Here is a 17,693-nt window from a genome sequence, read left to right as displayed (position 1 = left end):
GTCAGCCTAACGAACTCGCCGGTACCTCGTCTGCATCAATAATGCCGGTACTTTCCTTGGGCCAGGCCAGACGGGTTTTCCGGCGGCGGCCGCGCAGCTGCACATCCTCGCCGGTCACCCAATGTCGTTGTTCGGATTGATCGGCGAAATACAGTGCGCTGCTCGAGGTCAGTACGCGTTCGGGGCGGTCCTTGGCCAGTTCGGTGAGCCGTGACGCCTCGTTGACCGGATCGCCGATCACGGTGTACTCGAAACGATTTGCCGCACCGATATTCCCGGCCACCGCGAGTCCGGCGGAGACGCCGATGCCGATATCCAGACCGGGCACCTCGCGCAGGGCTTCGCGCAGCTCACGGGCGGCGGCCAGGGCCGCGGTGGGCGCGTCCGGGCGGTCCAGCGGCGCGCCGAAGATGGCCAGTGCGGCATCGCCCATGAATTTGTTGATCAAGCCGTGATGGCGGTCGATCACATCGACCACGATGCGGAAGAACTCATTGAGCAGGTTCACCACTTCGGTCGGCGGGCGTTCCGCGGCGGTCGCGGTGGAACCGACCATATCCACGAACAAGACCGCCACGAATCGGGTTTCACCACCGAGTTCCGTGCCGTACTCGAGCGCCCGCCGCGCCACATCCTCGCCGACATGCTGACCGAACAATTCCTGAAGTTCGCGGCGTTTGGCCGCTTCGCCCATCATTCGGTTGAAGCCAACCTGGAGCAGACCGATTTCCGAACCGTCGAAAACTTCCACCTGCACATCCCGCGCGCCTTCCTGCACGCGATCGATGGCCTGGCTGAGCTGGCGAATCGGATCGGAAATACTCGAGCCGGTGAGCATGGAAAGCGCGAGCGCCTGCATGATCACCACACCGCACAGCAGCAGAATCGATACCGCCAGCGACTGCGCGGAAAACTGTACGCGCGAAGAGATCTGGGTGACGCACAGCAGCACGATGGCAATGGTCGGCGCGAAGGTGCCCATGCCCCAGGTCATGGCCATGCGGGTGCCGACGCCCGGCGTCAGGGTGTGATCGAACGCGCCGACGGTCAGCGCCTCGGCCGCGACCGGCCGCAGAATCCGTTCCCCCAGCATGTAGGTGAAACCGAAAACGATGGTGGCGGCCATACATTCGGTGACGATCACCGCGGCGGCCAGCTCCGGGGCCCGCACGATGATCAGCGAGGCCATGACCGCGCCGCTGATCAGCCACAGCACCAGATGCACGATGGCCTGCCGCAGGGGCGCGTGCAGCGCGGCCATCTGCTCCTGGCGGCTCGGCGGCCCGCCGCGCATCTGCCAGCGCATGACCGGCCGCAGCATGAGCGCCGACGCGGTCAGGCTGAACACGCCGCCGACGAAGCCGATGAGCAGGGGAATCAGCAGCCCGGTCTCGCGGGTGGCATTGGTATCGCCCTCGGGAACGGGCAGTCCGTACTGGATGAACGCCCACACCAGGACAGCACCGAACGCATTGGCCGCGAGCATCGATGCGAGGTACAGCGGCCAGCGGGTTCGCATGGTCTGTTTGACCGCTTCCAAGGGCGCTGACACAGGAACCAATCTAGCGTTTCGATCATGTGCGCATGCCTGCGGAGGTTTCGGCGGATAGGCTCGCCGATGTGAGCGAGGTCCAGGCAACGTCTGCACAATCCGGCAAGTCGGACGGGGTGCGCCGCCCGGGCTCCAGCGCCGACTCCACGGCCGTCCACCCGACCGTCCGCAAGGCCGCCGAGTGGTCGTGGCGACTGCTGATCATTCTGGCCGCCGTCCTCGCCGTCGCCTACCTGGCACATCGCCTGTCCAGCGTCACCATTCCGCTGTCCATCGCGCTGCTCGCCGCGGCCCTGCTGGCACCCCTGGTCGACATGATGCAGCGGCTCGGAGTGCCGCGTTCGCTGGGCGTTTTCGTGGCTCTCGCGGGATCGCTCGGACTGCTCGCCGGGATCATGACCTTCGTCGTGGAACAGTTCGTCACCGGTGTGCCGCAGCTGTCCGACGAGTTCAAGGACAGTGTCCACAAGATCCAGGACTGGCTGATCAACGGGCCGCTGCACCTGAGCAATGAGCAGATCCGCAATGCGGGCGACAATATTCTCAAGACCATCGAGTCCAATCAGGACACGCTCACCAGCGGCGCGCTCACCACCGCCACCGTGATCGGCGAATTCTTCACCGGGACCTTCCTGACGCTGTTCATCCTGATCTTCTTCCTCTACGGCGGGGATCAGATCTGGGCATTCGTCACCCGCCTCATCCCGACCGCGCAGCGGGAACGGGTGCGGACCGCCGGACGGCTCGGCTTCGGCACGCTGACCGGATTCGTGCGGGCCACCGTCCTGGTGGCCGGGGTGGACGCCATCGGCATCGGCGCGGGCCTGGCGATTCTCAATGTGCCGCTGGCGCTGCCGCTGGCCTCGCTGGTGTTCATCGGCGCGTTCATTCCGATCATCGGTTCGTTCCTGGCCGGATCGGTCGCGGTCTTCATCGCGCTCATGACCAAGGGCCTGGTCACCGCCCTGATCGTGCTGGGCATCACGGTGGCGGTCATGCAGCTGGAAGGGCATGTGCTGCAACCACTGCTGATGGGCCGCGCGGTGCGCATCCATCCCCTCGCCGTGGTGCTGGCCATCGCGGTGGGCGTGGTGCTGGCCGGTATCGCGGGTGGTCTGCTGGCGGTGCCGTTCGTGGCGGTGCTGAATACCGCCATGCGCTCGCTGCTCGCCGACACGCCCGAAGAGCTGTTTCAGGATTTGCACACCGGCGAGCCGCACGAGCGCATGTACAGCGCCGATCCGGACGAGATCTCGGGCCCGGATAAATACGAGGTGCCCGTCCCGGCGGGCGATGCCGCGCCCGATGAACCGAAGCCCGACACATCGAAGCCCGACACGCCGAAGTCCGCCGGTGACGCCGCGGACTGACACCGGTCCGGAGGTCGAACCCGATCCGGACGATGCCGCCACCGCGCCACTCTGGCGGGCGGCGCAGGCCTTCCGGCTGGTCACACTTATCTATGCGATCGGGCAGCAGTTCGCGTCGGTCTCGCACTACAGCGATCAGCGGCTCAGCTGGGTACTGATCGCGCTCATGGCGGTCTGGTCCGGCGTCTCGGCACTCCTGTTGTCGCAGTGGCGGATTCGCGATGCGAAACGGGTGCGCATCGCCGTCGTGCTCGGTGATCACCTGGTGGTCGTGCTGCTCGTCTTCGCCACCCGGCTGGTCGCCGAATACGACTGGTATCACGGACATCAGACCCTGCCCACCACCTTGTGGGCGGCCAATGCGGTCATGTCGGCGGCCATTCTGTGGGGGCCGTTCGGGGGCATCAGCTCCGGATTCCTCATTGCCGCGGCAATACTCACCGCGCGCTCGCAATGGGGATTCGATATCTGGCGGGACGCCACCGCGCCCGTACTGGTCTCGGTCGGGCTGGCCATCGGACTCGCCGCCAATACCGCCCGCCGCGCCCAGGAACAGCTTCAGCGCGCGGTGCGACTCACCGCCGCCGCCAAGGAACGCGAACGCCTCGCCCGCGAAGTCCACGACGGCGTGCTCCAGGTGCTCAGCTACATCAAACGCCGCGGCGCCGAGATCGGCGGCCCCACCGCCGAATTGGCGCAACGCGCGGGCGAGCAGGAGGTGGCGCTGCGCGTCCTCATCTCCGAACAGGGCGACCGCAGCGACCACGGGGGAGTGGACATCGATCTGCGGCCGCTGCTCACCGCGCAATCCACCCCCGCCGTCTTCGTCTCCACCCCCGGCGAACCGGTGCCGATCGGACGATTCGAGGCGCGCGAGATCTCCGCCGCCGTGGCCGCCGCCCTCGCCAATGTGGTCCAGCACGCCGGACCCGGCGCGAAAGCCTATGTGCTGCTGGAGGACACCGGCGGCGAACTCATCATCAGCGTCCGCGACGACGGGCCGGGCATTCCGGCCGGACGGCTCGCCGAGGCGGAGGAACAAGGGCGCATGGGAGTCTCGCGCTCCATCATCGGCCGCATCGCCGCCCTCGACGGCACCGCGCAACTGCTCTTCGAAGCGCATGCCGAGGCCGAGGACGACGGCGCGGAATGGGAATTCCGGGTACCACGGAAGCAGTGGAGGTAACGCCATGCCCGAACAGATTTCGATCATGGTGGTGGACGACCACCCGATCTGGCGCGACGGCGTCGCCCGCGACCTCGCCGAGGCCGGATTCGACGTGGTCGCCACCGCCGACAGCGTGGGCGCGGCCGGGCGGCGCGCGGCGGCCGTCCAGCCCGCCGTCGTCCTGATGGATATGCAACTCCCCGACGGCAATGGCGCCGACGCCACCGCCGAAGTCCTGCGCGTCTCCCCGCGCACCCGCGTCCTGGTGCTGTCCGCCTCCGCCGAACGCGACGACGTCCTCGACGCCATCAAGGCCGGAGCCATCGGCTATCTGGTGAAGAGCGCCTCCGCCACCGAACTCCTCGACGCCGTCCGCGCCACCGCGGCCGGGCAGGCCGTCTTCACCCCCGGCCTGGCCGGACTCGTCCTCGGCGAATACCGCCGCATCGCCAACACCCCGCCCGACCGCGACGAACCGCATCGGCCCGCACTCACCGACCGCGAGACCGAAGTGCTGCGCATGGTGGCGAAAGGCTTGGCCGCCAAGCAGATCGCCGGACGCCTCGGGCTCAGCCACCGCACCGTCGAGAACCATGTGCAATCCACGCTGCGCAAACTTCAGCTAGGCAACCGGGTTGAACTAACTCGCTACGCCATAGAACAAGGTCTCGAATAGCTGACAACTGGTCTCGCAAGGTCTGGGTAACTCACCGGGTACGCCCAAAATCGGTTCGGCACCCGACCGCTGCCACGCGTGCATGACGGTCGACGGCACCCCAGCCGGGCGCTGAAGACGCGGAGAGGCGGGTAAGCATCAGGGATTGCCCTGATGTGCAGCGGGGCCGGGTCTCGCTAGCCTCGAAGGCATGGGTGGTCCTGAATCGGTCTCAGTGGTCAAGGCCGCGGTCGAGCCGGGCGTGATCGGCGATCGTGATCTGCGGGTATCGGATATCGAACGCGAACATGTCGGGCGGCTGCTGCAACGCGCCGTTGGGCTCGGCATGCTGTCTCTGGGGGAATTCACCGAGCGCATGGACACCGCGCTGGCGGCCAAGACGCGCGGTGAACTGAATTCGGTGCTGGTCGACCTGCCGGGCATCCGGCTGGCCGGGCAGCCCGCGTCCGCGCCGCCGCGCTTCGTGCAACCCCCGCGCATGCCCGGTCCCGCTGTGCCCGGCCATGTCATTCGCGCCCGGCTGTCCAGCGTGGATCGCAAGGGCGGCTGGCAGGTGCCGCCGGTCCTGGTCGTCGACAACTTCCTGTCGAGCGTGACCCTGGATTTCACCCAGGCGGTCATGTCCACCCAGGTCGTCGAGATCCGGACGAGCGGGTTTTGCTCCTCGCTCGATCTGATCGTCCCGCCCGAGGCCACCGTCGACATGAACAGCATCAGCCTGGTCGGCTCCAGCATCAATACCAAGGTGCGTACCGGGCCGGGCTACGGTCCACTGCACCTCGTCGTGCACGGCACCCTCCGCTTCAGCTCGGTCAGCGCCAAGCACCCCTTCGGCACCCAGTGGAAGCGTTTCCTCAACGGGGCCTGAGCCGGATCGGTGTGAGCTGAGTCGTACGCGGCGAATCGGCGTCGGCGGCAAGTGGTTCCGGCAGGTATCGTCACGCCCATGGCGGCAGGTGGCACGGCAGACGCGGTACCGGAACCACTCCATCGCTCCGGCCGCGGCGAACCCCTCCTGCTCCTGCACGGGGTCCTGCTCACCTGGCAGTCCTGGATCCCCGTCCTGGACGACCTGAGCGCCGACCACGACGTCCTGGCCCCCACCTTCCCCGGCCACTGGGGCGGACCCGAGGCCGAGCATCCCGCCACCGTCACCTCCCTGGTCGACTACATCGAACAACTCCTCGACGAAACCGGCTGGCCCACAGCCCATATCGTCGGTAATTCGCTGGGCGGCTGGATCGCCCTGGAGCTCGCCGCCCGCGGCCGGGCCCGTTCCGTCACGGCAATCGCCCCCGCCGGACTGTGGCGCACCCCCGCCGCCGCGGACTCGCTGCTCCGCCGATTCCTCGCCTTCGCGCCCCTCATCGGCCTCACCCCCGACGGTCAGCCCGCGGTCCCCTCGATGCTCCGCCCCCTCGTGGTTCCCCTGCTGGCACACCGTCCCGCCGACGTCCCCAACCCGCTCGCCAAATCCATGGCCGCCGCGGTCACTCGCTGTACCATCACCGCCGAGCTGTCCGAAGACCCGACTCTCCCAACAGGTTTCACCCATCTGGATGACCTGAAGATGCCCACCACCATCCTGCTCCCCGAACACGACCGGGTCCTCCCACCTCACGTGTACGCCCCCCTCACCCCGACTCCCGCCATCGAAATCCGCCACCTCCCCGGCGTAGGCCACATCCCCATGCTGGAGGCCCCCGCCTCCATCACTGAGGAAATCCGCGCCACCATCGCCCGCGCCGACACCGCCTGACCGCTCCCGTGGATTCCCGTATCGGCCGCTGAACTGCGTAATCGCGTAGTAATCGACCGCCGATCGAGTGTTTCTACTCAGGTGTGGCAGGCCCTCACCGGGCGAGCATTGCTGCCATGAATACCGCCATCGATCCCCGGTTGATCGCACGGTTGTCGAACGAGTTCACCTCGCTCAGCGAGCACATGGGTGTGCTCGGCCGCGACCTCGAGGTGCTCCGCTGCCAGGTCGTCGCCGACCGCAGCCGCACAGACGCCCCGGAACCGGCGCCCGCGTCGCAACCCGACGCCACCACACCGCCCGCCACCGTTTCGCCGGTGACGGGCGATGCCATGCCCACCGCCGCCCCGCCCGTCGCGCCGACGCCCGCGGCCCAGCCGACGCCACCCGTGGCTCAGCCAGGCGGTCAGCAGGCACCGGCCGCGTGGAGTCCATGGGCTCCGCAAGTCGGTTCGTCCGCGCCGGGCCCTGCGGGATCGCTGCCCGCATACCCTCGGCCGATGCCGGATCCTCGGACCGGTGCTCCCGCAGCGGGATACGGGCAGCAGGGATGGGGCGGTGCCCTCGGGCAGCCCGCGTACCGAGGCGGGAAGCCGCGGCCGGTGCGGGAGCCTCGGGCGCCATGGTGGCAGCGCGAAGGGGTGATCAGTCGAGTGCTGGCGGTGGCGGGGGTGGCCGTCACGCTGATCGGCGTGGTGATGCTGCTGGTGCTCGCCGCGCAGGCGGGGTTCTTCGGGCCGGTGCCGAGAGTTATTGCGGGGGCGCTGTTCTCGGGTGCACTTGTCGGTGTCGCGATGCGGGTGCACCGCAAGGTCGGCGGACAGGTCGGGGCGATCGCCCTGGCGGCAACCGGTATCGCTGGGGGATACCTGAATGTCGTTGCGGTGACCACGATCTACGGGTGGCTGTCACCTGCCGTCGGGTATGTGGTCGCCTTCGGGATCGCGGCCGGTGGGGTGGCGCTCGCGCTGCACTGGCGCTCGCAGGCACTCGCCGTGCTGGTGGTGCTCGGGGCGGCGCTGCTCTCGCCGGTGGTGACCACCGAATTGGCATTGCTCGCGTTCTTGATCGTGCTGCAGATCGCCGCCACTCCGGTGCAGTTGCAGCGTGATTGGCCTTACCTGCACATTGTTCGTACTGCTCCGGCCGCGCTCACCACACTCGTCGTGGTCGCGGGTACGGCTCTCGGGTCGTCGTCGATGAGTGAGAAGTACCAGGTGCTGGCTGCCGCGATCGCTGTCGCCGCAGTGGGTTTGGTGGGCACTGTGCTGGTCGTGCGCCGTCGGCCCGGAGATATCACCGCCGCCCTGGCCTTCGCGGTGGCCGCGGTTCCGCTGCTCGCTGCCCCGGTCATGTTCGATCGTCCCCTGTCGGTGGTCATCGCGGCCGTCTTCGCCGCGGTCCTGCTCTCCCTGGCCGGAGTCCCGTGGGTGCCGAAACTGGCTGAGCGGGTTCGGATTCCGGGACACCTGGCAGTGGTTCTCGCGGTGACGGGCTCGTTCGCCCTGCTGGAGGCGTGCATCGGTGTCACTCGCATCCAGACGCTGTCGATCGCCCTGTTCCTGGTCGCGCTCTGCTTCCTGGCCGTCGCCGGTCAGCAGCGTTCCCGCGTCACCGCCGGGCTCGGCACGGCCTTCGCGGTCATCGGTGCGCTGGCCTTCCTCGATATCGCGGGCCCGTCCGAGCTGGCCGGTCAGTGGAATGCCGAACACCACCTGGGTATTTCGACCGCCTTCGCCGCTGTGGCGGCTCTGGGCACCTTGGCGACAGCGTTGTGGTGCGTACGCCGTCTGGGCCTGGCCGATCAGGAATCCGAGGCCACGGCCGTCGCGGTTGTCGGCGGGCTCACCGGCCTCTACGTCGTGACCGCTCTGACCGTCTCCCTGGGCGTGGCCACCGGCCGCCCCGACGGATTCCTCGCGGGCCACAGCATTGCCACCATCATCTGGATGGCGGCGGCCACCGCGACCCTGTTCTTCGGCCTGCGCCGCCTGTCCCGCGCGCCGCAACAGGCCAAGGTGGCCCTGGCGGGTGGACTCCTGCTCACCACGGCCGCCCTGACCAAGCTGTTCCTCTTCGACCTGGCCACCCTCGACGGCCTCATCCGGGCGGCAGCCTTCCTGGCGGTGGGCGTCCTGCTGCTCCTGGTCGGCACCCGCTATGCACGGGCCTTCGCCGAAGCCGCCGATCGCCCCGAGACCACCCAAGCTCAGCCGAACTAGCTCGATCACACCGAACTAGTTCGATAACGAAAACGCCCGGCCGGGAAGGAATCCCGGCCGGGCGTTTCACGTGTGTGGATCAGTCGCGGTTCTGGCGGCGCAGGAGCTCATTGACGCTCACCGTGCGGCCCTCATTGCCGCGGTGCTTGCCCTCGTCATCGTCGGTGGTCTTGTCGGTGCGGCGGCGAGCCGAGCGCAGGTCCGACATCCACTGTTCGATATTGCTGCGACCGCCTGGGGCCGGGGGATGATCCTCGACCGAGTGGTGCGTCGGATGATGTTCGGGGGCAGCGGCTTCGGGTGCCTGCTCCGGTTCCGGGGCGTGCGGCTGTTCCGGGGCGTGCGGCTGATACAGCTGCGCGCGGGTCGCCGGGTGCGGGGCCAGTTTCGGCGCCGCGGGCGGGGGGAGGACGCGATCCGCGCCGACCGGGGGCGACGCGGGCGGCGAATCCGTCTGCGGGGCAGGTGCGATCGGCTGCGAGACCGACGGCATCACACCGGGCTGTGCGGCACCCGACTGCGGGGAGAAGGAGCCGTCGCGGCCTCGCACCGTCGGTTCCGGAGTTCCGGTGTCCACCGGCGCGGGGGTGGACGGTGCGCTCGGGATCGGGCCCGCCGAACCGCCGGAGAGCGAGCTGAAGTCGGGGGATTTGTCCGGGATCGGATCGGTGCCACCGACCGGTGCGCCGAAGGCCGGACCGGCGGGCTTGCCGAAGCTGGGGCCGGTCATGGCCGAGGGGGTGACCCCGTGGCCGGGACGCGAAGCGCCACCGGACATTCCGGCACCGCCGGGAGTCGTGCCGCCCGGGGCGGGGTCGGCGGGGAGATCGGCGCGCTGGGTCGTGTCGATGCGCTGAGTTTGCGCCTCGGGATGCGATTCCACCGTGCGAACGGCTGGGCGCGGCCGCCGCGCCGGGCGAGCGGGCGCGGAACCGTCCAGGTTCATGATCGGAATCTGCATGGTGACCGGATCGGTGACCGGGGTGGTCTTCACCAGGTCGACCACTTCACCGCCGCCGGGCCGCTCATCATCGAGGATGGGTTCGCCGAGGCCGATCTTCTGCTGAATCTTCTTCATCCAGGTCGGAGCCCACCAGCAGTCGTCGCCGAGCAGCTTCATGATGGCCGGCACCAGCAGCATGCGCAGCACCGTGGCGTCGATGAACAGCGCCGCGACCATGCCGTACGCGATGTACTGCATCATCACCAGATCGGAGAACGCGAACGCGCCCGTCACCACCAGCAGGATCAGGGCGGCCGCGGTGATGATGCGCCCGGTCTGCGCGGTACCCGCTCGCACCGCCTCGGTGGTGCTCGCACCCTGCGTGCGCGCCTCCACCATGCGGGATAGCAGGAACACCTCGTAGTCGATGGACAGGCCGTAGATGATCGCGATGATCAGGACCAGCACCGGCGACATGATCGGCTGTGGCGTGAAGTTCAGCAGGCTCGCGCCATGGCCGTCGATGAAGATCCAGGTCAGGATGCCCAGCGTGGAGCCCAAGCCCAGCGCGCTCATCAGGGCTGCCTTGAGTGGCAGCACCAGTGAACCGAAGGTGAGGAACATCAGGACCGTGGTGACCAGCAGCACCAGGGCGATCATCAATGGCATGCGGTCCAGCAGCGATTTGACGCTGTCCGACATCATCACCGGCTGGCCGGTGACCATGACCTCCGCACCATCGGGCACTTCCATCGAACGCAGATAGTCGACGGTGGCGTCGGCATCGTCCTCGACGGTGGCGTCGGTGACCCACACATTGGAACCGTTGGGCGGCTTGGCCGGAACGCCGAACTGGGCGTTCTTCACCAGTCCGGGAGCCTGATTCGCCTGCGCGAGGATCCCGCCGATATCCCTCGAATTATCGGTGATGATCACCAGCTGGACCGGATCCGTCTTACGCAGCGGGAAGAGCTCGTCGAAGTGCTCCTGCGCCACACGGGTCTTATTGTTCGGCGGCAGATAGGTTTCGCTGATCCCGCCGAACTGCAGGTTCTTGACCGGGATGATGAGCAGCAGCAGGCCGATGGTCAGTGGGATCGCGACCTTGAGCGGGTGCTTCATCACCCACGCGGTCATCTTGCCCCAGAAACCGTTCTCGATCTCGTCGGCGGTCTTGGTGCGGCGAATCCACTTGAGGCCCAGCATGTCCACGCGCGGGCCGAGCACGGCCAGCAGGGCGGGCAGCACGGTGAGCGCGGAGATCATGGCCAGCAGGACCGCCGCGATGGTGCCGTAGGCGACGGACTTGAGGAAGCCCTGCGGGAACAGCAGCATGCCCGCGCTGGCCGCGATGATCATGGTCGCCGAGGACGTCACGGTGCGGCCCGCGGTCATCACCGAACGTCGTACCGCGGCACGCGTGTCATAGCCCTCGGCCAGTTCCTCGCGGAATCGGCTCACGATGAACAGGCCGTAGTCGATGGCCAGGCCCAGGCCGATCATCGACACCACCGCGGAGACGAACGAGTTCACCTCGGTGAACTTGGTCAGCCCCATGATGATGCCGTTGGACGCGAGGATCGTCAGGCCACCGATGATCAGCGGCAGCGCCGCGGCGACGATACCGCCGAAGATGAAGAACAGCAGCACCGCGACGGCCGGAATCGCGAGCAACTCCATGCGTTTCACATCGCTGGCGATGGTGTTGTTCAGGGTGTACGCGATCGGTTGCAGACCGGCGACCTCGACCTTGATGCCGGGAATCCCGAAGTCGTCCTTCACCTTGCCGAAATTGCGCAGCATGTCGGTGTCGTTGTCGCCCTTGATGGCGACGGTCGCGAAACCGTACTTCTTGTCCTTGCTGCCCGCCACATTCGGAATCCACTGGCCCTTATCGGTTTTCCAATAGGCGCCATTGACCCCGGTGATCTCCGGGTACAGCTTGGGCAGGTTATTGAGACTGTCGATGACCTTCTGAGCGAACTCGGGATCGTCGATGGTCTTGCCCTCGGGTGCGGTGTAGAGCAGCACCACATCACTGTTGTGATCGCGGCCGTAGACCGAATCCTTCAGTTCCGCAGCCTTTGTCGACTGCGAGGTGGGATCGAACCAGCCGCTGGAGCTGAGATGGTCTTCGAGCCCGAGCCCGAAGGCTCCGAGCCCGAGCATGGCGGCCACCACCACACCGAAGACGGTGTAGCGCAGCTTGTAGACCAGGTCGCCCCAGCGGGTGAACACTAAGCGACTCCTTGAGCGGGGCGGGAGGTGAGCAGAGCGGTCAGCGGCCGGAACGGCTGCAGCCATGCACCCTCGTCGGGCAGCGACTCGAGGCTGACCCGCGGGAGTGGTTCGCGGAACACGCCCGGGATGTCCTCGAGGTCGATGAACTCGAGAATATCCGACGTGACGGCCCAACTCGCGTGCTCGCGGAAACCGAGCACCTGAACAGGGATGCCGGTGGCGGCGATCTCCTCGAGGGGGGCGCGGAACGCCTGCCCGTCGGCGGAGGCCACCATGATGCCGGCCAGTCCGGCTCCGCGGCGACGTAGCTCGATGTGCGCGAGCATGTCGCTGTCGACATCGGAGTCTTCGTCGATCTTCGGTTTGGCGAAGACCGCGTAGCCGACGTTGCGGAGCGCTTCGACCCAGGGTCGCACGACATCGGCGGTGCCGGGAGCGATATTGGTGAAGACGGTGGCTTCGGGTTCGACCCGTTGCACGCTGCCGACGGAGAGCTGCGCGGTGCGCGCCAGCAGCCAGCGGCCGAGGGCGTCGAAGCGCGGGCGGTACGCGGCCGTGGGTCGGCCGCCGAGGATCGCACCGAGACCCATATCGAGGTTCGGTGCATCCCAGACGAGTAGGACGCGGCGCACATCATTGGTGGTGCCGCCGAGGCCCGTGCTGCCCGTTAGTTCGGTGGAAGCAGTGCCGTGCATTATTTCGGCAACATCCGCGACCTCCGGGACCATTTCACTGACACTCATGATTCGATCTTCCCCCAGATGAACTCCGTGATGGCGCTACCCGCGCGGAGTCCTTTGTTTTCGAACTTGGTAATCGGACGTTCAAAACCAATCGGTGCGTTTTCTCGGTAGTCGTCCGAGTTTCCCCCAGTGGCCTCATTAAGGCCGATGAGCTGCGATTCTCCCGCGCCCACCTCGGCAATCCATTCCGCGTAATCCGCGTGATCGGTCGCGACATGCAACACGCCGCCCGGACGCAGGCGACTCGCGATGAGTGTCAGGGTGGCGGGCTGCAACAGCCGTCGCTTGTGATGGCGCGCCTTCGGCCACGGGTCCGGAAAGAACACTCGGACACCCGTCAGCGACTCGGGAGCAATCATGTTTTCCAGCACATCGACCGCATCGCCGCGCAACACCCGGATGTTGTCGATGTTTTCGCGCTCGATGCGCTGCACCAGTTGCGCGAGGCCCGGCTTGTAGACCTCGATGCCGATCAGGTTGAACTGCGGCTCGGCCTGCGCCATGGCGGCCGTGGCCGTGCCGGTGCCGCAGCCGATCTCGATGATCAGCGGCGCGGAGCGCCCGAACCAGGCGTCGCCGTCCAGCTTCTCGTCGGAGACGTCCGCGCCGATGCGCGGCCACATGCGCGCCCAGGATTCCTGCTGTGACGGCGTGAGCGCGCCGCGCCGCGAGCGGAAGCTGGTGACGCGTGGGTAGAGGCGGTTCCCGCCGGCGTGATCGGCATCACCGGGGGCGTCGGCGGACCGCGGTCCGGGGACTGGCTCGGCAGTGTGGTTCGCGGCGTCGTTCACGGCGTCCATTGTCCAGTATTGGATGATTAGCGCAGCAATCGACCACGGGTAAGGGCGCGTGCCATCAATCAGGCTGCCAGCTCTGATGCCTCGGCGGGGACCGGTCGGGACTGTTGCCGCAAAGCCATTCCGAACGTGACACGCATTGCGGTAGTGGCCATTTCCACCATGCTGCGCCAGTGCTGCGGAGCAAAAGCGACCGACCAGACGGTCTTGGTGTGCGGGGCGGGCAAGGGCTTCCCCGCGATCCGATCCGCCAGCCAATCCAGACTCATCGGCGTCGCGAGGGGCAGCAGCGAGAAATGCTCGCTCAATCGGTCCCGCACGTACCAGACCGCGACACCCGCCTCCCGATACCGCAGCACCTGAGCGTCGATCCCGGCCACCCCGATGACCTGATCGTGCACCGGCTGCACCACCAGCACCGGACACGCCGGAGCCGAATTGCCGAGCCGCAGATCGTCGAACATCGGCTCGAGCTCCGGCAGCACCTCTTCCAGGGGGCGATGCAGGTAATCGTCCAGGTGCCGCCCCACCAGCAGCGGCAGCGCCGCGATCGGGCCCAAACCCTCCACTCGCTCCAGAATGCGACGGCCCTGCGGTGTGAAATCGCGGCCGACGACCTCCGCCAACTGCGGATACACCTTCGCCAGCGCGGCGATCACGATCGCCGGGAAGCCGGAATACATGCCGCCGTTCAAACTCAGGAAGACCTCGCGCGGATCGCCCACCGGCGCACCCAGGGCCGCGCCGACGATATTCAATTCCGGTGCGTACTCCGGGGCCATCTCGATGGTCCACGAACTGGCCATTCCCCCACCGGAATACCCCCACACCGCGACCTTCGTATCCGGCCGCAATCCCATCGGCACGAATCGCAGGGCCGCCCGCACGCCATCGAGCGCGCGATAACCCGGCTCCCGGGCCGCGCCGAAACTTCCATTCGGGCCTTCATGATCGGCAATGGTGACCGCCCACCCGCGCCGCAGCGCATTCGCGACCAGCAGCCATTCCAGCTGCGTAATGGAACCCGGCGACAATGCCCCGCGCCGCAAGGCATACGACGGCGCACACCGATCGGTCACCGCGTCCATGGCCGACTGGAATGCCAGCAACGGCCGCTCCGAATCCGGCGTCGCACCCTTGGGCAGCAGCACCGTGGTGACCGCGACCTCAGCCCGCCCATGCAAATCGGTACTCCGATACAACAACTGCCACGCCGTCACCTGCTGCGGAACCAGCCCCAGCAGCGCGACTTCCACCACCCTGCTGCGCAGCACCGTCCCCGGAGCCTTGGCCGCGAACGCTCTGGGCGCCTGAAAGAACGGATCCCGGCTGGGCGGCAACGGCCTCCCGATGACGTCATCGACGACGGTCATCGCATCCTCCTAGTCCACGCCCGGCACAAGCGCCGACCGGATCGAAACAGTAGGTGAATCGCGGGTATCTGTGAAGAGTGGTAGCACCGAATTGTGCTGCCGCACAGAAAAACCCACCCCGCCAGACCACCCCGTATCCCACTCACCGGACACGCCCGGCCCTGATCAGTTGTCGCCGAAAACGCCCGCGCCGTTTCAAACCCGGTCCCTACGCTCCCGAATCGTGACCCCCGCACCCCCGCGAATCCAGATCACCGGCCGAGCCCGCTCCGGCAAATCCACCGTCCGAAATGCCTTGTCCCTCATCTCCGCCGAAGAGACCCTCCCCGTAGACGACCCCGCTCACCCAGACCCCGTTTTCGACGCCGACCTCTACCTCTACGTCCTCCCCGGCACGCTCCACCCCGCCGACCGCCGAATCCTCGCCACCCTCCCATCCACCCGAACCCTGGTGATCCTCAACAAAGCCGACGCCATTGGCACCCACTGGTCCGACGCCGCCACCGCCGCCGAATCCCACACCGAAACCCTCGCTCTCCCTGTATTCCCTCTTGTCGGCTCCATGGCGGCCCGCACCCGCACCACCACCGTCACCCCCGAAGACCTCGCCACCCTCCATAACCACCTCCACCACCCCGACCCGCCACTAACCCTCTCCGCCGACCTCTTCACCTCCCCGACGCTTTCCCCCGATGCCCAAGCCCGCCAATCCCTTCTGACCCGCTGGCCCCTCTACGGCATCTCCTGCGCCCTCGTAGCCCTCCGCCGAGACCCCTCCCTGTCCTCCGCTGCCCTGCTGCAAATCCTTCACGGCGCCACCGGAATAGACCCACTCCACCAACACCTCTACCGCCTGTACCAGCAGGTCACCGCAAGCCCGCAGCCTTGAATTCGAGCGTGGGCAAGCCATCCCAGGTCGCGGGAACGAATGTGCAGTGTTGGACCACGAACTCGCTCCCGCCGACAGGCCGAATGCGCCGGAACCGCCAGGTGCTCGAGAGTCGCCTGCCACTGCGTCCAGGCGGCTCGGCTCACTGGACTTGCCCCCGCTTGACCTGAGAGCGAATTCGGTCTCCCCGCCTCGGGATTCGGATTCACCGGCGGGCTCCCTGATGTTGCCGCCGCCGGTCCGGTCGGCCGCTGCGCCGGAGCCGCTCGAACCCGCGGTCGAACGGCTGCGGGAAGTTGCAGAGCCGCTGCCTGGTGACGTCGTGCCTGCCGCCGCGGGTGTGCGCCCGCTCAGCGCTGCACCGCACGAGTCGCCCGAGGTCGACGAGTGCCGGAGGTCCGGGCTTCCGGCAGCGGCGGACGCCATTGTGGCGCGGTGGAATCCGCATGGGCATGCGCTGCTCGATGCCATCGGGGCCGAGGCGAGCCCAGGCGGTGGGGAAGTGGCATTGATCGGGGGAGAGGACGCCAACACCCTGCTGCTGCGGGTTGAACTGGCCAGGTGCGCGCCTCGGGTGGAGTTGGCCACGACGGGCGGCGAGTCGCAAAGGCGCGCGGCCGCGATGGGTGACGGGGTTGGGGAGGGCGTGCGGCCGGCGGCGGTGGCGTTGGTGGTGCTGGATGGCGGGTCGCCGATCGGGCGGGAGATGTTGGGAGTGGTGCGGGGGTTGCGGGAGATGGGGACTCGGGTTGTGTTCGCGCTGGAGGGGATTCATGCGCATGAGGAATGGGAGAGGGTGCGGGATCGGGACGTGGAACTGCTTGGTGGGGCGGAGGTGGTGGCGGTTTCGGCTCGAATGGCTGGGGTGGCCCGGGGGCTGGGGGATGGGGCGCTGCTGGATCGGTCGGGGCTGGGGTTGTTGCATGCGCGGTTGGTGGCGGCGGTGGGGGCGGGGGCCGTGGGGGATCAGGTGGGGATTGTGCGGGAGCGAGTGGTCGAGGAGACGCGGCGGCGGATCGGGGTGCAGTTGGGGGAGTTGCTCGGGGGTGGGGATGTGGCGGCCCTACGGGAGGAGCGGGCCACACTGTTGGCCCGGGGTGATGGTGGGCGCGGGGCGGGGATCGCGGCGGTGCGGAATCGGCTGCATCTGGCTCGGGTGGATCTGCTGCATGAGGTGGGGGTGCGGATTCGCGCCTTGAATGCGGGGATGCGCGGGGATATCGAGCGGTTGGGGCGGGATGGGTATGGCGGGGTGCCGGGGCGATTGCAGGATTTAGTGGAAAAACTCACACGTGAAGTGGATCGCGCCACCCGGATTCGGCTGCGTGAGGTGACTCGGCAGGGTGGGCAGGCCGTGGGCGGGAGCGGGTGGGAGGCGGTGGAAGGCCAGGTGGGTGCGGTTGTGGGGCAGGTGGATTCGCCGTGGGTGGGGGCGGATCCGGAGCCGCGGTGCCGGGGCGTCGAGGATCATCTGGTGGTCGCGCTGGGGGCGTCGGCCGGATTCGGGTTGGGGCGGTTGCTGGTGACGCCCTTGGCGCTGGTCGAGGCCCTCGAGTACGCCATCATGCCGGTCAGTCTTCTTCTCGGTGCCGCCGCGGCGGGATGGGTGGTGCGGGCCCGCGGGCAGTTGTTGGAACGCTCTCACCTGCAGCAATGGGTGTCCGACGCCCTGGTGAATGTGAAGGCGCAGTTGGAGCAGCGGGTCGCGACGGCGCTCGTGGAGGCCGAGGAGCGGCTGACGGATCGGGTGGTCGGAATCACCGCGGCGCGCATGGTCGAAACAGACCGTCGGGTAGGAGAATTGGAGGCGCAGTTGCGTCGAGCGGCGCAACGGCGACCAGGGCTTTCCCTGGCATGTGAACGTGACCTTGCCGCACTCGAATGTGTATAGCCGCTGGTCGGAGGTTTCGACCCGGTACCGACTGGACAACCCGATTCCATAGCCCGGGATATATGGCGT

The 17,693-nt window shown here is 67.6% G+C and carries 13 protein-coding genes; 8 read left to right on the top strand and 5 right to left on the bottom strand.

Annotation, left to right across the window (positions count from 1 at the left end):
• Position 1: 1 nt before the first annotated feature.
• A complete protein-coding gene (locus tag AB0N05_RS18765) occupies positions 2 to 1,519 on the bottom strand; it encodes an adenylate/guanylate cyclase domain-containing protein (protein ID WP_364696476.1) in 1,518 nt (505 codons plus the stop codon).
• 149 nt (positions 1,520 to 1,668) lie between these two features.
• On the opposite strand from AB0N05_RS18765, the gene AB0N05_RS18760 reads away from it, so the two are divergent.
• From AB0N05_RS18760 to AB0N05_RS18735, 6 genes are all read left to right on the top strand, one after another.
• Entirely contained in the window at positions 1,669 to 2,922 is a 1,254-nt protein-coding gene (locus AB0N05_RS18760; protein ID WP_364696473.1) for an AI-2E family transporter, read from the top strand.
• Entirely contained in the window at positions 2,906 to 4,108 is a 1,203-nt protein-coding gene (locus AB0N05_RS18755; RefSeq protein WP_364695279.1) for a DUF5931 domain-containing protein, read from the top strand. The genes AB0N05_RS18760 and AB0N05_RS18755 overlap by 17 nt, the downstream gene beginning before the upstream one ends.
• Positions 4,109 to 4,112: 4 nt before the next feature.
• Complete coding sequence (locus tag AB0N05_RS18750) at positions 4,113 to 4,766, top strand: response regulator transcription factor (protein ID WP_364695276.1); 654 nt, start codon at positions 4,113 to 4,115, stop codon at positions 4,764 to 4,766.
• Positions 4,767 to 5,010: 244 nt separating this feature from the next.
• A complete protein-coding gene (locus AB0N05_RS18745; protein WP_364696470.1) occupies positions 5,011 to 5,634 on the top strand; it encodes a DUF1707 domain-containing protein in 624 nt (207 codons plus the stop codon).
• A 78-nt stretch (positions 5,635 to 5,712) separates the two neighbouring features.
• Complete coding sequence (locus AB0N05_RS18740; RefSeq protein ID WP_364695273.1) at positions 5,713 to 6,525, top strand: alpha/beta fold hydrolase; 813 nt, start codon at positions 5,713 to 5,715, stop codon at positions 6,523 to 6,525.
• 116 nt (positions 6,526 to 6,641) lie between these two features.
• Positions 6,642 to 8,747, top strand: a complete 2,106-nt coding sequence (locus AB0N05_RS18735; RefSeq protein ID WP_364695270.1) for a DUF2339 domain-containing protein — start codon at positions 6,642 to 6,644, stop codon at positions 8,745 to 8,747.
• 79 nt (positions 8,748 to 8,826) lie between these two features.
• On the opposite strand, the gene AB0N05_RS18730 is transcribed toward AB0N05_RS18735, so the two are convergent.
• The 4 genes from AB0N05_RS18730 to AB0N05_RS18715 are packed head-to-tail and all read right to left on the bottom strand — an operon-like array spanning position 8,827 to position 14,844.
• The gene (locus AB0N05_RS18730) at positions 8,827 to 11,928 is read right to left on the bottom strand and encodes an MMPL family transporter (RefSeq protein ID WP_364695267.1); all 3,102 of its coding nucleotides are present in this window, start codon (positions 11,926 to 11,928) and stop codon (positions 8,827 to 8,829) included.
• Positions 11,928 to 12,674, bottom strand: a complete 747-nt coding sequence (locus AB0N05_RS18725; RefSeq protein WP_364695264.1) for an NYN domain-containing protein — start codon at positions 12,672 to 12,674, stop codon at positions 11,928 to 11,930. The genes AB0N05_RS18730 and AB0N05_RS18725 overlap by 1 nt, the downstream gene beginning before the upstream one ends.
• Entirely contained in the window at positions 12,671 to 13,474 is an 804-nt protein-coding gene (gene trmB / locus AB0N05_RS18720; RefSeq protein WP_364695261.1) for a tRNA (guanosine(46)-N7)-methyltransferase TrmB, read from the bottom strand. The genes AB0N05_RS18725 and trmB overlap by 4 nt, the downstream gene beginning before the upstream one ends.
• Before the next feature lie 59 nt (positions 13,475 to 13,533).
• Positions 13,534 to 14,844 carry a lipase family protein gene (locus AB0N05_RS18715; protein WP_364695258.1) on the bottom strand — a complete coding sequence of 437 codons (1,311 nt, stop codon included), beginning with the start codon at positions 14,842 to 14,844 and terminating at the stop codon, positions 13,534 to 13,536.
• A gap of 223 nt (positions 14,845 to 15,067) precedes the next feature.
• Here AB0N05_RS18715 and AB0N05_RS18710 point away from each other — a divergent pair, with 223 nt between their 5' ends.
• Together AB0N05_RS18710 and AB0N05_RS18705 are read left to right on the top strand one after the other, a co-directional pair.
• Positions 15,068 to 15,733, top strand: a complete 666-nt coding sequence (locus AB0N05_RS18710) for a hypothetical protein (protein WP_364695255.1) — start codon at positions 15,068 to 15,070, stop codon at positions 15,731 to 15,733.
• Positions 15,734 to 16,055: 322 nt separating this feature from the next.
• Positions 16,056 to 17,624 carry a hypothetical protein gene (locus AB0N05_RS18705; protein WP_364695252.1) on the top strand — a complete coding sequence of 523 codons (1,569 nt, stop codon included), beginning with the start codon at positions 16,056 to 16,058 and terminating at the stop codon, positions 17,622 to 17,624.
• Positions 17,625 to 17,693: the final 69 nt, after the last annotated feature.

It is taken from the genome of Nocardia sp. NPDC051030 (assembly GCF_040683015.1).
In the GTDB taxonomy this organism is placed as follows: Bacteria; Actinomycetota; Actinomycetes; order Mycobacteriales; family Mycobacteriaceae; genus Nocardia.
The sequence above is the reverse complement of the archived record's forward strand: the minus strand, read 5'-3'. Positions and strand labels throughout refer to the sequence as shown.

What these genes read in the sequence shown, in the direction of transcription:
- AB0N05_RS18765 (WP_364696476.1), bottom strand. Translation starts at nt 1,519, where the DNA reads ATGCGAACCCGCTGGCCGCTGTACCTCGCATCGATGCTCGCGGCCAAT.
- AB0N05_RS18750 (WP_364695276.1), top strand. Translation starts at nt 4,113, where the DNA reads ATGCCCGAACAGATTTCGATCATGGTGGTGGACGACCACCCGATCTGG.
- AB0N05_RS18740 (WP_364695273.1), top strand. Translation starts at nt 5,713, where the DNA reads ATGGCGGCAGGTGGCACGGCAGACGCGGTACCGGAACCACTCCATCGC.
- AB0N05_RS18735 (WP_364695270.1), top strand. Translation starts at nt 6,642, where the DNA reads ATGAATACCGCCATCGATCCCCGGTTGATCGCACGGTTGTCGAACGAG.
- AB0N05_RS18725 (WP_364695264.1), bottom strand. Translation starts at nt 12,674, where the DNA reads ATGAGTGTCAGTGAAATGGTCCCGGAGGTCGCGGATGTTGCCGAAATA.
- trmB (WP_364695261.1), bottom strand. Translation starts at nt 13,474, where the DNA reads ATGGACGCCGTGAACGACGCCGCGAACCACACTGCCGAGCCAGTCCCC.
- AB0N05_RS18715 (WP_364695258.1), bottom strand. Translation starts at nt 14,844, where the DNA reads ATGACCGTCGTCGATGACGTCATCGGGAGGCCGTTGCCGCCCAGCCGG.